The 14,263-nt window shown below is 65.7% G+C and carries 14 protein-coding genes; 9 read left to right on the top strand and 5 right to left on the bottom strand.

Translation table 11 applies throughout. From position 1 onward, the window contains the following. Positions 1 to 46 precede the first annotated feature (46 nt). From merA to merT, 3 genes are read right to left on the bottom strand one after another with little or no spacing between them, the layout of a single operon-like run. On the bottom strand, positions 47 to 1,741 hold the full coding sequence (merA, locus tag OY559_RS10190) for a mercury(II) reductase (protein ID WP_277726198.1): 1,695 nt from the start codon (positions 1,739 to 1,741) through the stop codon (positions 47 to 49). A gap of 10 nt (positions 1,742 to 1,751) precedes the next feature. After that, positions 1,752 to 2,030 carry a mercury resistance system periplasmic binding protein MerP gene (gene merP / locus OY559_RS10185; protein ID WP_012480190.1) on the bottom strand — a complete coding sequence of 93 codons (279 nt, stop codon included), beginning with the start codon at positions 2,028 to 2,030 and terminating at the stop codon, positions 1,752 to 1,754. Between the two features lie 12 nt (positions 2,031 to 2,042). After that, entirely contained in the window at positions 2,043 to 2,393 is a 351-nt protein-coding gene (gene merT, locus OY559_RS10180; RefSeq protein WP_019183730.1) for a mercuric ion transporter MerT, read from the bottom strand. A 74-nt stretch (positions 2,394 to 2,467) separates the two neighbouring features. Between merT and merR the strand changes: the two genes are divergently transcribed. Further along, positions 2,468 to 2,875, top strand: coding sequence for a mercury resistance transcriptional regulator MerR (merR, locus tag OY559_RS10175; protein WP_012480188.1), 408 nt, complete (start codon positions 2,468 to 2,470; stop codon positions 2,873 to 2,875). A 290-nt stretch (positions 2,876 to 3,165) separates the two neighbouring features. Here merR and OY559_RS10170 read toward each other — a convergent pair whose 3' ends face one another. After that, positions 3,166 to 3,537, bottom strand: a complete 372-nt coding sequence (locus OY559_RS10170) for a hypothetical protein (protein ID WP_056878756.1) — start codon at positions 3,535 to 3,537, stop codon at positions 3,166 to 3,168. A 351-nt stretch (positions 3,538 to 3,888) separates the two neighbouring features. On the opposite strand from OY559_RS10170, the gene OY559_RS10165 reads away from it, so the two are divergent. Genes OY559_RS10165 through OY559_RS10145 form a run of 5 tightly spaced genes read left to right on the top strand, consistent with a single transcriptional unit; the run spans position 3,889 to position 8,447 of the window. Beyond that, a complete protein-coding gene (locus OY559_RS10165) occupies positions 3,889 to 4,416 on the top strand; it encodes a hypothetical protein (RefSeq protein ID WP_277726197.1) in 528 nt (175 codons plus the stop codon). A 30-nt stretch (positions 4,417 to 4,446) separates the two neighbouring features. After that, positions 4,447 to 6,564 carry a 2Fe-2S iron-sulfur cluster-binding protein gene (locus OY559_RS10160; protein ID WP_277726196.1) on the top strand — a complete coding sequence of 706 codons (2,118 nt, stop codon included), beginning with the start codon at positions 4,447 to 4,449 and terminating at the stop codon, positions 6,562 to 6,564. Then, positions 6,565 to 7,251, top strand: coding sequence for a hypothetical protein (locus OY559_RS10155; protein WP_054665526.1), 687 nt, complete (start codon positions 6,565 to 6,567; stop codon positions 7,249 to 7,251). It abuts the gene before it with no gap. Continuing rightward, positions 7,248 to 8,051, top strand: a complete 804-nt coding sequence (locus OY559_RS10150) for a multiheme c-type cytochrome (RefSeq protein WP_054665529.1) — start codon at positions 7,248 to 7,250, stop codon at positions 8,049 to 8,051. Before OY559_RS10155 ends, OY559_RS10150 begins: the two co-directional genes overlap by 4 nt. Positions 8,052 to 8,063: 12 nt before the next feature. Beyond that, the gene (locus tag OY559_RS10145) at positions 8,064 to 8,447 is read left to right on the top strand and encodes a DUF1622 domain-containing protein (RefSeq protein WP_054665533.1); all 384 of its coding nucleotides are present in this window, start codon (positions 8,064 to 8,066) and stop codon (positions 8,445 to 8,447) included. A gap of 113 nt (positions 8,448 to 8,560) precedes the next feature. On the opposite strand, the gene OY559_RS10140 is transcribed toward OY559_RS10145, so the two are convergent. Then, positions 8,561 to 8,764, bottom strand: a complete 204-nt coding sequence (locus tag OY559_RS10140) for a heavy-metal-associated domain-containing protein (protein WP_277726195.1) — start codon at positions 8,762 to 8,764, stop codon at positions 8,561 to 8,563. Between the two features lie 151 nt (positions 8,765 to 8,915). On the opposite strand from OY559_RS10140, the gene OY559_RS10135 reads away from it, so the two are divergent. The 3 genes from OY559_RS10135 (at position 8,916) to OY559_RS10125 (ending at position 13,982) form a co-directional block, all read left to right on the top strand. Next, positions 8,916 to 11,288, top strand: a complete 2,373-nt coding sequence (locus tag OY559_RS10135) for a heavy metal translocating P-type ATPase (RefSeq protein ID WP_277729975.1) — start codon at positions 8,916 to 8,918, stop codon at positions 11,286 to 11,288. Between the two features lies 1 nt (position 11,289). Further along, on the top strand, positions 11,290 to 11,763 hold the full coding sequence (cueR, locus tag OY559_RS10130) for a Cu(I)-responsive transcriptional regulator (protein WP_054665540.1): 474 nt from the start codon (positions 11,290 to 11,292) through the stop codon (positions 11,761 to 11,763). A 338-nt stretch (positions 11,764 to 12,101) separates the two neighbouring features. After that, on the top strand, positions 12,102 to 13,982 hold the full coding sequence (locus tag OY559_RS10125) for a copper resistance system multicopper oxidase (RefSeq protein ID WP_162407212.1): 1,881 nt from the start codon (positions 12,102 to 12,104) through the stop codon (positions 13,980 to 13,982). Positions 13,983 to 14,263 lie beyond the last annotated feature (281 nt).

The following is a 14,263-nucleotide window of genomic DNA, read 5'->3' as shown; positions in this document are numbered from 1 at the left end:
TGAATTTGTGATTCAGCCGATGAAGCATAGGTAAGAGGCCCAGCCACTACCCCGCGCAACAGGACAGTTGCTTTACGTCCTTGGTGAAGGTTTGTGCCGCGAGTTTCAGCCCCTCGACCATCGTCAGGTAGGGGAATAACTGGTCGGCCAACTCTCGCACCGTCATGCGGTTGCGAATCGCCAGTACTGCGGTTTGGATCAGCTCGCCTGCTTCCGGGGCTACCGCTTGCACGCCGATCAGTCGTCCCGAACCGGCCTCCGAAACCAGCTTGATGAAACCGCGCGTGTCGAAGTTGACCAGCGCCCGGGGCACGTTGTCGAGCGTCAGCGTGCGGCTGTCGGTCTCGATACCGTCGTGGTGCGCTTCGGCTTCGCTGTAGCCCACGGTGGCGACCTGCGGGTCGGTGAACACCACCGCCGGCATCGCCGTCAGATCCAGCGTCGCGTTGCCACCCGTCATGTTGATTGCAGCGCGGGTGCCGGCCGCCGCCGCGACGTAGACGAACTGCGGCTGGTCAGTGCAGTCGCCGGCGGCATAGATGTGCGGCACGGTAGTGCGCATCGCGTGGTCGATGGTGATGGCGCCTTGCGCATTGACCACCACACCGGCCGCGTCGAGGTTGAGCGTGCGGGTGTTTGGGGTGCGGCCGGTGGCGAACAACAGCCGGTCGGCATGCAGTTCGCCGCGTTCGGTGGTGAGCACGAATTCCCCATCCTCATAGGCGACCTGGCTGGCCTGGGTGTGGTCCAGCACTTCGATGCCTTCGGCGCGGAACACGGCCGTGATGGCCTCGCCAATGGCGGGGTCTTCGCGAAAGAACAGTGTGCTGCGCGCCAGCATGGTCACCTTGCTGCCCAGCCGGGCAAAGGCCTGCGCGAGTTCGACGGCCACCACCGACGAGCCGATCACGGCCAGCCGATCGGGGATCGTGTCGCTGGCCAGCGCTTCGGTCGACGTCCAGAAGGGCGTGTCTTTCAAGCCCGGGATCGGTGGAATCGCCGGACTGGCCCCGGTGGCGATGAGGCAGCGGTCGAAACTCACCTCGCGCATCCCGTCGTCAGCGGTTGCCACGGTCAGCGTGTGCGCATCCTTGAATCGGGCATCGCCGCGCAGCACGGTGATGGTCGGGGTGCTCGTCAGGATGCCTTCGTACTTGGCGTGGCGCAGTTCATCGACGCGCCCCTGCTGCTGAGCCAGCAAGCGCTTACGCAGAATCTTCGGCGAGGCGGCGGCAATGCCGTCATCGAACGGACTCTCGCGACGCAGATGCGCAATGTGGGCAGCGCGGATCATGATCTTGGACGGCACACATCCGACGTTGACGCAGGTGCCGCCGAGAGTGCTGCGCTCGATCAGCGTCACACGCGCCCCTTGCTCGACGGCCTTCAACGCCGCCGCCATCGCCGCGCCGCCGCTGCCGATCACGGCCACGTGCAGTGCAGCCTCATCGTCCTCGCGCTTTGGTTCGCCGCCCAGCCGCTCTTGTGCATTGTTCAGCAGGTCGCTGGGTTGCCCCGGCGCATCGGCAAGCTGCGCTCGGTAACCGAGTGCGGATACCGCCGCGACCAGCGAGGTCACGTCCGCGGCGGTACCTACGCTGGCCTCAATCGCGGCCCGGCGCTGTGGGTAGGACACTGAGGCCGAACGCACGCCGGGCACCTTTTCCAAGGTCTGCTTGACGTGCTCGGCGCACGACCCGCAGGTCATGCCATCGATGTGCAGCGTGATCGCCTCGGTCATGAGCGTGTGCTCACTTCTTGACGGTAGACGGGTAGCCGGCGTTCTCGGTGGCTTTGGTCAACGCGGCCGGAGTGGTCTTGGCATCGTCGTAGGTTACCACCGCCTCCTTGGGCTCCCAGGTCACCTTGGCCTCGATGACGCCTTCGACCTTGGTCAGCGCCTTCTTGACCGTGATCGGACAGGTGGCGCAGGTCATGCTCGGCACCGACAGCGTGACGGTTTTGGTGGCGGCCCAGGCGGGAGCGCTGAGGGCAACGGTCAGAGCGAGCAATGCGACGAGTTTCTTCATGGCAATCTCCTTTCAGTAGAACAGGGGCATGAGGTAGGGGAACACGAGCGCGATCAGCACCAGGGCGGTGACGATCCAGAAGATCACCTTGTAGGCCGTCCGCACCTGGGGCACGGCGCATGCGTCGTCCGGCGCGCAGGCGCGAGCCGGCCGGAAGATGCGACGCCACGCGAAGAACAGCGCCACGAGCGCCACGCCAATGAAGATCGGCCGGTACGGTTCCAGCGCGGTCAAGTTGCCGATCCAGGCGCCGGAGAAACCCAGCGTGATCAGCACCAGCGGACCGAGGCAGCAGGTCGAGGCGAGGATGGCGGCGAGGCCACCGGCGGCCAGTGCACCGCGGCCGTTGCTGGGGTCTGCCATGTGAGGGATCTCCTTCCGAGACGTTGCGTGATGCGCTAAGGTTACTTCCGTAGTCAAGTACGGAGTCAAGCGCGATGGTGAACGATCCGCAAACACTGACCATCGGGGCTTTCGCCAAGGCCGCTGGGGTCAACGTGGAGACCATCCGGTTCTATCAGCGCAAGGGGTTATTGCCAGAACCAGGTCGGCCCGTCGGCAGTATTCGCCGCTACGGATCGGCGGACGTGGCGCGGGTGCGTTTCGTGAAATCCGCCCAGCGGCTGGGGTTCAACCTGGACGAAGTCGGCCAACTCCTACAGCTTGAGGACGGCACTCACTGCAGCGAAGCCGCCGAGCTGGCTGCGCTCCAGCTCACCGACGTGCGCACCAAGATGGCGGACCTGACGCGAATCGAAGCGGTGCTGTCACGGTTGGTCAACGAGTGCCATGCGCAGCGAGGCACTGTGTCGTGCCCGCTGATCGATTCTCTGCACGGGAGCTAGGCGCGTGGCTTAACCCGGTTTTCCGTTCCACTGCGCCTCAAACCCCAGTTCGAGCCGGGGGCAAGGTGACCTGCCACTGATTGTTTCCTTGCACCGACATGCGCCAGACAAAGCCCACACTGAAGGCTAAAAGCGCGTAAGCCTTGCGATACCAGAAACCTACCGAACGAGAGCTGTCAGACAAGAAGGGCTAGTGCGGTCTTCCCACACTAAAATCCGGATACCCCAAAAATTCCCCGCTCCAATCAATTCAGAGGAGAGCGGGGTAATGGAAGCTTGCAGTCTGCCATTTACCTCGCTGCCGCCTCGGCTTCGTGGAGCTTTGCAAGCTCCTCGTATTCCGTAGCGGCTTCTTCCTTCAACTTGACCAGCTTATCGCAGTGTCTGGCCAGAGTTTGGTCCGTGGCCGTCCCACTCTTGAAGGCTTGATGATTATGGCGATACGTGTTGCGCATCGTCTTGTGCGTTTCGGCTTCTGCCAGGGCTTCGCGGGCCAGCGTGCGGTAATACGCGGCGATGGCCAGATGGTTCTCCGGCTTGTCCGCGATATCGTTCAGGAGCGTTATGACCGGTTCTTCGGTGGGCTGCTGCGCATAGACCGGAATGGCTACGGCGAACATCGCACACAACATCATGACCCAAGACGCTTTGACAGACTTCATTGAAATCTCCTGATGGGCTGGGGAGGTATGCCCGGTGCCAGCCTAGGAAAGCCCTTCTTTCATCTGAATGACCCATTCATTACATTTCTGCAATGCGCTGGTCACTTCGGGGGCGGCTGAGCGCGTCCACGAGAGGAGCGAATTCAATACGCGCATCACTTGATCCAAAGGTCTTGGTTGAATGACGAGACGATTGCAGCATCGTAATGGCGGGGTCATCCCGTCGACAGCTTGCCGTACGTAGGGTGGAAGCGAACAAGCCGGCCGCAGACGCGGACCGGTTTCTTTTGTGGGTGCGCCGCATCCGCCGGTTCCCGAATGGGGATCGCCGCCAACTTATCGGAGGTTGTCATGAGGCATTATCGTCGGCCCTCGCTGGTGATGGTTTGTTTGCTTGGTGCGACGCTCGCCGGCTCGGCGCTGGCCGATGACGACAAGCACAATCATGGTCAGTCAGGCGCCATGGGGCAGCCGCCCGCCAGCACAAGCGCCCCAGCGGCGCCCCATCCTCCGGCGGCACATGCTTCAGATCCACAGTCTCCTGCTTCCCAGAATTCGCCTGCCTCGCCCGATGCCATGGCTTCGCACATGGAGGAGATGGCAACGATGATGCGTGAACGGGGAAAGGCCATGGAAGCGATGGGCCGCCAGATGCAGGAAGGCAGCATGCAGATGCATCAGCAGGCCATGTCGATGAAGGCAGGAGACACGTCCACGCACAATGACATGGACATGTCCGCCGCGATGCAGCACATGGAACAGATGAAGAAGGATATGGAGAACTGCGAGCGGCAGATGCAGCAAGTCGATTCGACCATGCAGAAGATGGATTCGAGCATGGGCGGCGGCATGGCCAAGAAGAAGATGGGCCATATGTAGGAGGCGGCCGCTGTGTCGACGGAGAGCTTCATGGGGTGGAGGCGAATCGTTGCCCTGACCGTGCTGGCGATGTCGCTGGCGTATGCTGCGGCCGGCGCTCAGACAACTGCCGATCCGCACGCTGTTCATCCACCGAACAAGACCAACAGCACGGCGGCCGCTGGAACGACAGCCGCGCAAGACAGCAGTTCGATGGGTGGCATGCCGATGGAACCCACGCCGTCGGCTGACGCGCCGATGGGCGACGACGATCACGCTGACCAAGCCGCAAACATGGCGGCGCCGCAACCGGCTGTCGGGGGCGCACCGATGCAAGGCAGCAGCCCGATGCAGGGCATGCCGATGGGCACCCCAACCCCGGCTGACGCAGGCATGGGCGATGACGACCATGCCGCGCATCACCCTGACGCGGCTGGCGGCATGCCGGCTGCGGCAGGTGCGTCGATGGGCGGCTCCATGGGCGGCATGATGGACGACATGATGCGTGGCTGCCGCGGAGACGAGTGCGGTCGCGATCGGCGCCTCAACAAGCTGCTGTATCCCCAACTGATGGCGCTGCCGGACCTTCCGCCGGAGCGGCGTGCCAGCGTCGAGCAGCTCGCCCACCATCGGATGCACGAAGGCATCCAGCAGTTGGCGACCCTGTCGTCGGAGGCGTCGCATGCGGTTCAACGCAACGACTACGCCGGCTTGCAGGAGGCGTCTGATCGGATGCGCGTGGCCTGGGGCGAGTTTGACAGCGGCCTGTCGGCCTACCGCGCGCTGGCCGAAGGACAGGCGCCGCGCGGCATCGCGTTGGACTGGTTCCGTCGCGAAATGAATCTGACCGATCCCCTGACCACGGTCCCGGCGCACGGGGTCTTCGGCCTGTCGGGCTTTCACTACTTCACGATGGCGCTGCTGTCGGCTTTTGCCTTGCTGGGTGCGTGGATGTACGTCGCCCGCAACCGGCGTACGAACGCGGTGCTGGCCACGTTGCGCACGGGAGCACCGGCGTCTCCGGCGTCCTCCCCGGCACCGCGTGCCGGCGCATCGCCAGGCCCCGCGGTACAGGCACCTGCCGTTGCTTCGCCCGAAGGCGCCCCGCAGGCGCGCACGCCTGCGTCCACCACGGGCAGTTGGGTCGGCAAGCTGCGGGTCGCGCGCATCTTCCCGGAGACATCCCGGGTCAAGACGTTCCGCCTGGCACCCGTCGAGGGGACAGGTGCCCTGCCTTTCGAGTTCGAGCCCGGCCAGTTCCTCACGCTCTCCGTGCCCTCGGAAGGGAAACAGGTCAAGCGCTCTTATTCGATCGCCTCATCGCCATGCTGCCATGGCTGGTGCGACCTGACCGTCAAGCACGAAAGCGGCGGCATCGTGTCCGGATACCTCCACGAACACGTCCAGGAAGGCGATCTGCTCGATGCGTCCGGCCCGTACGGCCGCTTCACCTTCCGCGGCGTCGAGTCCGACAGCGTCGTGCTCTTGGGGGGCGGTGTCGGCATCACGCCGTTGATGAGCTCGATCCGCTACCTGACCGACCAGAGCTGGAACGGCCGGATCGACCTGGTCTACGCCTGCAAGGACCTGGAGAACGTGATCTTCCACGACGAGCTGAACCAGCTTGCCCGTCGGCATCCGAACCTGCATGTGTCCATCGTGTTGAGTGAGGAGTCATCAGAGGAGTGGACCGGCGCACGCGGGTTCATCACCGCCGAACTGCTGGGGCAGATCCCCGAGATCCGCTCGCGCCGCATCCACCTGTGCGGTCCGCCGGTGATGATGGATGCGGTGCGCAACGAGCTGGGCAAGCTGGGCATCGATCCGGCGTCGATACACTCCGAGCTGTTCCTGAGCCCGCCCAAGCCGGCGACGCCCGAACCGGGCCAAGCCGGCGACACCGCTGCGGCCGTGACATGCCGCTTCGAGCGATCCGGGAAAAGGGCGCCGCTGATCGCCGGCCAGACCGTCCTCGAGGCCGCCGAAGAAGTCGGCGTCCCGATCGAGTACGCGTGCCGGCAGGGCTACTGCGGCATCTGCAAGGTGAAACTGCTCTCGGGCGAGGTCACCATGGCGGTGGACGACAGCCTGACCCCGCTCGACCGCTCGTCGGGGATGATCCTGGCCTGCCAGGCGAAAGCGTCGGCCGACATCTCGGTGGATGCCTAGATGGGCAGGCACGATCGCATCGCCGCGACGATCATCGTGTCGATGCTGGCGGTGCTGTGGCTGGGCTTCCTGGTACACCGCGCTCCGTTCTTCGCCGGTAGCCTGTGGGGTGGCGTGTTCGGCGTCGTGGGCGCCGCGTTCTTGCTGGTGCCGCTCGTCTACACCGTGGTCAAGCGCAGCGCCACGCTACGCCGCGCATTCACCCGCGAGCACAGCTTCGCCGCATTGCTGCAGGCGCACGTGTATTTCGGCCTGATCGGCGCGCTGCTGGCCATCATCCATAGCGGGCACAAGTTCCAGAGCGTGCTCGGGATCGCGCTGACGGCGTCGATGCTGCTGAGCGTGCTCACCGGGTTCATCGGCCAGCATTACCTGCGCTACGTCGCCGAGAACATCCGCGAGAAGAAGACACAGCTCGACGGCCTGTGGCGCCTCCTGGATGGGGCGTACTGGGCCTACGCGCAGGCGCCGGCAGGCGGCGCCGGCACGGCCAAGGCCGGCGCCGAACTGCTGCCGCTGGCGTCCGGCGCCGGCGACCTGCAGTACTCAATCCAGTTCCAGGAGCGGGTGCGCAAGCTGTTCACCGGCTGGCTGTCGGCGCACATCGCGTTCTCGATCGTCTTCTATCTCCTGCTGGCGCTGCACATTTGGGCCGGCATCTACTTCGGGCTGCGCTGGTTCAGATGAGTCGAAAGGGAACGATCATCGTCGCGCTGCTCGCGGTGCTGGCGTCGGTGGCAGCACTCGCGCTGTGGAAGGCGGTGCCGCAGACGCTGCACGTCGCGACGTGGCAGAGCATGGCCTCGCCTGGCCCACTGTCCAGCGCGCATGCGTTCCTGCAGGAGGATTGCGCGGCGTGCCACACGCCGGTCAAGGGGGTGCAGGATGCGACCTGCGTTGCCTGCCATGCCAACGAAACCGCCCTCCTGCAGCGGCAGCCGACGGCGTTCCATGCCGACATCGCCGAGACGAACAACTGCGTGGCCTGCCACAAGGAACATGACGCCGGTCGCAGCCTGCGCGGCATGGACCATGCGGCGCTGACCGACATCATCGTGCGATGGCTCGATCGTGCTCCGGAGCGCCACGAGGGCGCGCTGCTGCTCGCGCACGTGAAGGCGCACAGGCCAGAGGCGCTGCCCGGCAACGTCTCGCTCGCCAGCGGCATGACCTACAAGGAGACGCTGCTGGACTGCGCGAGCTGCCACAAGACCACGGACCCTCACGTCCAGGTGTTCGGAAACGATTGCGCGACATGCCACGGCACCGGCACGTGGTCGATCGCCGGGTTCAGGCATCCCTTGCCCAGTTCCACCGAGTGCGGCCAGTGCCATCTCGCGCCGCTCAGCCACTACAAGGAGCACTTCTCGATGATGTCCAAGCCGATTGCGGGTGTCCGGAATGCGCAGCCCGAGCAATGCTACCTCTGCCACCAGACCACGTCTTGGAACGACATTCGCGGGGTGGGCATCTACGACCACCATTGACCGGACAGGCCGATGAGCGTCGACTTGCCACATGCCGCCATCGGAATCGCGGTGGCTGGATTCGAGTTGTTCGGTGTCGGCGTCATCACGCTGGGAAGCCTGTTGGCGTGTGGGCGGTTCGCCTTCCTTCACACGAAGGTCGGGATGACGGCGCGCTATCACGCCCTGCGGCAGGAGCTCGGCGGCACGATCGTCTTGGGCCTGGAGTTCCTCGTGGCCGCGGACATCATCCGCACCGTCACCATCGATCCCTCGCTCCAGGGCGTGGCGATCCTTGCGCTGATCGTGCTGATCCGCACCTTCCTGAGCGTTGCACTGCAAATCGAGATCGAACGAGGATGGTCGTGGCGGCGCCGTCGACCGGCGGCGCCCGACCACCCGGATGATCCCGGCTGAGCGAACCGGCCCACACGCTCAAGGCACAGCGTCGTGCGACGACCGCGCTGGCGAGAGCCCCTTCGCTGCTTGCAGCCGATCAATGGGACTTGAACGCTCCGCCGGGCGGCGCGTCAGGGATCGACGCCAATCGCCTGGTAGCCCGCCTTGGTCAGGGCGGCTTTCACGATCTCGCTAGGCTGCTCGGACACGACCTGCACCAGTCGGGTATGAACGTCAGCCTGAACCCGGGCATCCGGGTCGACGGACTGGATGGCGCGCGTCACACCTCGGACGCAGCCGCCGCAAGTCATGTTCTGGATGTGAAATGCGTGCATGGGGCACCTCCTGCTGATTTGTGTACGGTTAGGATGGGCCTTGCCATCGTTGGAAGGTCAAGGGTTTTCGCGGGCCATGCAGGGGTTGACCTTCCCACCGTAGGAACCCGCAGACTTGTTTAGTGACCATTGCACCGGCGAGATGAACACCATGGATTCCGTTGCCCCAAGCGCCTCCCTGCGAACGAACGCTGTGCGGAAGACCGAACTCGCCATCGAGGGCATGACCTGCGCGTCCTGTGTCGGACGTGTGGAGCGCGCCTTGCGCGCCGTCCCTGGCGTGATGGCGGCGCGCGTCAATCTGGCGACGGAGCGCGCAGTCGTGGAAGGCGGCGCGGACTCCCCACTGCTGATCCAGGCCATCGACGACGCAGGGTATGCGGCACGGCCGATCGACCGGGCGGCCTTGCGCGAGGCCGATGACGCAGCCCGCAAGGAGGCCGAGCAGGCGGCACTGAAACGCGCGGTGGTCGTGTCCATTGCGCTGACCTTGCCGGTCGTCGCGCTGGAGATGGGCTCGCACCTCGTTCCCGGCCTGCATCACCTGATCGTGCGCACCATCGGCATGCAGTGGAACTGGATCATCCAGTTCGCGCTGACGACGCTGGTGATCCTCGGGCCAGGCCGGCGCTTCTATCAGCAGGGTTTCCCCGCGCTGTTGCGCCTGGCGCCGGACATGAACTCGCTGGTGGCGGTCGGCACCTTGGCCGCTTACGCCTACTCGCTGGTCGCGACCTTCACGCCCGCGCTGTTGCCCGCGCAGGCGGTCAACGTCTACTACGAGGCGGCGGCCGTCATCGTCACCCTGATTCTCATCGGCCGGTCCCTGGAAGCGCGGGCCAGAGGGCGCGCCTCCCAGGCGATCCAGCGGCTGGTCGGGTTGCAGGCGCGGACCGCGCGCGTGCGCCGTGACGGGCAGACGGCCGAGATCGCTCTCGGCGAGGTGGCGCCGGGGGATACCGTCGAAGTGCGGCCCGGCGAACGTGTACCGGTCGACGGCGAGGTGATCGAGGGCGACAGCTACGTCGATGAGTCCATGATCACGGGCGAGCCGGTGCCGGTGGCGAAGACCGCCGGCAGCGCGGTGGTCGGCGGCACGGTCAACCAGAACGGCGCGCTGGCGTTCCGCGCGACCGCAGTGGGCGAGTCCACGGTGCTCTCCCGGATCATCCGCATGGTCGAGGAAGCACAGGGCTCCAAGCTACCCATCCAGGCTCTGGTCGACCAGGTGACGTCGTGGTTCGTCCCGGCCGTGATCGGCGTGGCGCTGCTGACATTCCTGCTCTGGCTCGCCTTCGGCCCCTCACCGGCGCTGACGTTCGCGCTGGTCAACGCCGTCGCCGTGCTGATCATCGCCTGTCCCTGCGCGATGGGGCTGGCCACGCCCACCTCGATCATGGTCGGCACCGGGCGCGGCGCGGAAATGGGCGTGTTGTTCCGCAAGGGCGAGGCCTTGCAGTTGCTCAAGGATGCCAAGGTCGTCGCGCTGGACAAGACCGGTACGCTGACCGAAGGCCGGCCGGTGCTCACCGATCTGGAACTCGCCGAGGGCTTCGACCGGGCGCAGGTGCTGGCGCGGATCGCGGCCGTCGAGGCGATGTCGGAACACCCGGTCGGCCGCGCCATCGTGGAGGCCGCCCAAGCCGAAGGCCTGGTCTTGCCGGAGGTCGCCGGCTTCAGGTCCGAGACCGGGTACGGCGTCGAGGCCAAGGTGGACGGATTGGGTGTCCAGATCGGTGCCGACCGCTACATGGACCGGCTGGGGCTGGATGTGACCGCCTTCGCCGGCAACGCGCAACGGGTGGGCGACGAGGGCAAATCGCCGCTCTACGCAGCGATCGGCGGCAAGCTCGCGGCCGTCATCGCCGTGGCCGATCCGATCAAGGACACAACCCCCGAGGCCATCGCCGCGCTCCACGTGTTGGGTCTCAAGGTGGCCATGATCACCGGCGACAACCGGCGCACGGCCGAGGCCATCGCCCGCCATCTGGGCATCGACGAGGTGGTCGCCGAGGTGCTGCCGGAGGGCAAGGTGGAGTCGGTGCGCAGGCTCAGGGCCTTGCATGGCCATCTGGTGTTCGTGGGCGATGGCATCAACGACGCGCCGGCCTTGGCGGAGGCCGAGGTGGGTATCGCCATCGGCACGGGCACCGATATCGCGATCGAGGCGGCCGACGTGGTGCTGATGTCGGGCAGCCTCAAGGGCGTGCCCAACGCCATCGCGCTGTCGAAGAGGACGATCCGCAACATCCGGCAGAACCTGTTCTGGGCGTTCGCCTACAACGCGGCCCTGATCCCGGTTGCCGCGGGTGTGCTGTATCCGGCGTACGGCGTCTTGCTCTCGCCGGTCTTCGCCGCAGGCGCCATGGCGTTGTCGAGCGTCTTCGTCCTCGGCAACGCACTCAGGTTACGGCGATTCCAACCGCCGACGACGGCCGCGTCGGCTGGCCAACTGCCGGCTTCGAGGGGTGCCGCCGCTTCGGCGAGTTTCGGGGCGGCGGGCTTGGGACCGAAAGGAGAATGAGGTGAACATCGGTGACGCGGCGAAGGCCTCGGGTGTATCGGCCAAGATGATCCGCTACTACGAGCAGATCGGGTTGATTCCACCGGCTGGCCGCACGCACGCAGGCTACCGGGATTACACCGAAAAGGACGTCCACGTGCTGCGCTTCGTCCGGCGCGCGAGGGATCTGGGATTCTCCGTCGCCGAGATCGATGGCCTGTTGCAGCTCTGGCGCAACCGCCGCCGGCGCAGCGCCGACGTCAAGCGTATCGCCCTGGACCACATCGAGGATCTGCAACGGCGGATCGCCGACATGCAAGAGATGGCAGCGACACTCCAGCAGCTGGCGACATGCTGCTCGGGGGATGACCGTCCCGATTGCCCGATCCTGGCCGATCTCGAACAGCCGTCTGCGGCGGCGGCGAAAGAACCCAAGCGCCGACGCGGCGCGGTCGACGACCGTGGTGTCGGCAAGCGCAAGGCCCAGCGGGGGTAAGGCGCAACCGCCCAAGCATCGAGGCCTCTGGCAGGGCGAATGACCATGAAATGACGGGAATGTAATGGATGGGTCATCCCGCCGAAAGTGACCCCCTCCTAGGCTGGTCACCATGACGCGAGCACCACGCCCTTGCGTTCAACCCCGACCGTTGCCTGGATCCTGTGCGGCCCATCTGGCAAGCATTCCGGCCACCGTCACGTGGCTTGTCATGCGCACGCTGACCCGCGTTCCTCACCACGCTGGCGCTTTCTCCGGCGCGCGTGGCCGGCACCCAGATCGTGGCGATGGGCCGGGCGGGCTCGATGTCAGCCGATACCGATCATAGGAGGTCATGCATGCGATCCAGACTTTCAGGCACGAACGCCGCCGAGCAGCTGCTGCTGTCTCGAAGGCAGTTCGTTCAAGGATTGGCAGCGGGTGGCGCAGTGCTGGGCCTGGGACTTTGGCCGAAGCAGAGCTGGGCGCTCCGCTCCCCTGGCCAGCTCGAAGTCCTGTCGGGCACGCAGTTCGACCTGACCATAGGCGAGACCCTGGTCAACTACACGGGCAAGACGCGGCCCGCCATCACCGTCAACGGCTCGGTGCCTGCACCGATCCTGCGCTGGCGCGAAGGCACGCGGGTGCAGCTCAGGGCCCGGAATGACCTTCCCCCCGGCTCGATCCACGGCGACGCGACGTCGATCCACTGGCACGGCATCCTGCTGCCCGCCAACATGGATGGGGTTCCCGGCTTCAGCTTCGACGGCATCAACCGCGGCGAGAGCTACCTGTACGAGTTCGATGTCCGCCAGAGCGGAACCTACTGGTACCACAGTCATTCGGGGTTCCAGGAACAGGGCGGCATGTACGGGCCGCTGATCATCGACCCCATCGATCCGCCTCCGTTCTCCTACGATCGAGACTACGTGGTCTTCCTGTCCGATTGGACCGACATGGACCCGGCGCGCCTGTTCGCCCGGCTGAAGAAGCTGTCGGAGTACGACAATTACTACCAGCGTACGGTGGGCGACTTCTTCCGCGACGTGCGCCGGGACGGCTTGAGCGCGACGCTAAGCGATCGCGAGGCATGGGGACGCATGCGCATGACGCCGACGGACCTGTCCGACGTCAACGCGCATACCTACACCTACCTGATAAACGGGACCACGTCGCTGGGCAACTGGACGGGACTTTTCCGTGCCGGTGAGAAGGTGCGCCTGCGTTTCATCAACGGTGCGGCGATGACCTACTTCGACGTCCGCATCCCGGGCCTGAAGATGACGGTCGTCGAGGTCGACGGCCAGTACGTCCACCCGCTGACGGTGGACGAGCTGCGCATCGCCACTGCCGAAACCTTCGACGTGATCGTCGAGCCTACCGGGCAGGACGCCTTCACGATCTTCGCCCAAGACTCCGCGCGCACCGGCTACGTCAGTGGCACGCTTGCGGTCCGCGAGGGCTTGCGTGCTCCGGTACCGGCGGTGGACCCGCGGCCGCTGCTGACCATGGCCGACATGGGGCATGGCGGCCACGGTGCCCATTCCGGACTGGCGGCCGCATCGGCCGATCCGCATGCCGGGCATGGCGCCGCGCCGGCGCCGGACCCCCACGCGGGCCACGGGGCGGGGGCCGTGGCCGCCGATCCGCATGCCGGGCACGGCGTTCCGGCCGCACCAGGCGCGCACTCCGCGCATGAAGGCGGCGGCATGCAGATGCAGACTCATCCGGCCAGCGAAACGGGCAATCCCCTGGTGGACATGCGGACCATGACGCCGGAGCCGCGACTGTCCGATCCTGGGATCGGTCTGCGCGGCAACGACCGCAAGGTGGCGACGTATGCCGACCTGAAGAGCCTGTTCGAAGACCCCGACGGTCGCGAGCCGGGGCGCACGGTGGAGCTGCACCTGACCGGCCACATGGAGCGCTTTGCCTGGTCGTTCGATGGGATCAAGTTCGCCGACGCCGAGCCGCTGCGCCTCAACTACGGCGAACGCATGCGCATCGTGCTGGTGAACGACACCATGATGTCGCATCCGATCCATCTGCATGGCCTGTGGAGCGATCTTGAGGACGAACAGGGCAACTTCCACTTGCGCAAGCACACCATCGACATGCCGCCGGGCACGAAGCGCAGCTACCGGGTGCGCGCCGACGCGCTCGGTCGCTGGGCCTACCACTGCCATCTCTTCTTCCACATGGAATCCGGGATGTTCCGGGAAGTGAGGGTCGAAGAATGACGAGCGTGAGAACATCGATGCGTTGGGCTGCGCTGGCCGCAGCATTGCTGCTCCCTCCTGTCGGCGCCCACGCGCAGCACGCCGGTCATGGCCAGCCTGTCCCGTCGAGTCCGACTGCGAACCAGCAGGAAGAGGACGCGACGACAGCGCAGTCTCCCAATGCCGGCATGGACCACTCGCAGATGGATCATGGACAGCATGGTCGCCCACAGGTCGACCACTCGCAGATGGATCATTCGCAGCATGATCGTCCGCAGGTCGACCATTCGCAGGTCGACCAT

This window comes from Pseudoxanthomonas sp. SE1 (assembly GCF_029542205.1).
GTDB lineage: Bacteria > Pseudomonadota > Gammaproteobacteria > Xanthomonadales > Xanthomonadaceae > Pseudoxanthomonas_A.
Note: the sequence above shows the minus strand (reverse complement) of the source record. Positions and strands in the feature narration are given on the sequence as shown.

Bases quoted from the DNA above. Each gene is read 5' to 3' on its own strand.
- merA (WP_277726198.1), bottom strand. From the start codon at position 1,741: ATGACCGAGGCGATCACGCTGCACATCGATGGCATGACCTGCGGGTCG.
- merP (WP_012480190.1), bottom strand. From the start codon at position 2,030: ATGAAGAAACTCGTCGCATTGCTCGCTCTGACCGTTGCCCTCAGCGCT.
- merT (WP_019183730.1), bottom strand. From the start codon at position 2,393: ATGGCAGACCCCAGCAACGGCCGCGGTGCACTGGCCGCCGGTGGCCTC.
- merR (WP_012480188.1), top strand. From the start codon at position 2,468: ATGGTGAACGATCCGCAAACACTGACCATCGGGGCTTTCGCCAAGGCC.
- OY559_RS10170 (WP_056878756.1), bottom strand. From the start codon at position 3,537: ATGAAGTCTGTCAAAGCGTCTTGGGTCATGATGTTGTGTGCGATGTTC.
- OY559_RS10165 (WP_277726197.1), top strand. From the start codon at position 3,889: ATGAGGCATTATCGTCGGCCCTCGCTGGTGATGGTTTGTTTGCTTGGT.
- OY559_RS10160 (WP_277726196.1), top strand. From the start codon at position 4,447: ATGGGGTGGAGGCGAATCGTTGCCCTGACCGTGCTGGCGATGTCGCTG.
- OY559_RS10155 (WP_054665526.1), top strand. From the start codon at position 6,565: ATGGGCAGGCACGATCGCATCGCCGCGACGATCATCGTGTCGATGCTG.
- OY559_RS10150 (WP_054665529.1), top strand. From the start codon at position 7,248: ATGAGTCGAAAGGGAACGATCATCGTCGCGCTGCTCGCGGTGCTGGCG.
- OY559_RS10145 (WP_054665533.1), top strand. From the start codon at position 8,064: ATGAGCGTCGACTTGCCACATGCCGCCATCGGAATCGCGGTGGCTGGA.
- OY559_RS10140 (WP_277726195.1), bottom strand. From the start codon at position 8,764: ATGCACGCATTTCACATCCAGAACATGACTTGCGGCGGCTGCGTCCGA.
- OY559_RS10135 (WP_277729975.1), top strand. From the start codon at position 8,916: ATGGATTCCGTTGCCCCAAGCGCCTCCCTGCGAACGAACGCTGTGCGG.
- OY559_RS10125 (WP_162407212.1), top strand. From the start codon at position 12,102: ATGCGATCCAGACTTTCAGGCACGAACGCCGCCGAGCAGCTGCTGCTG.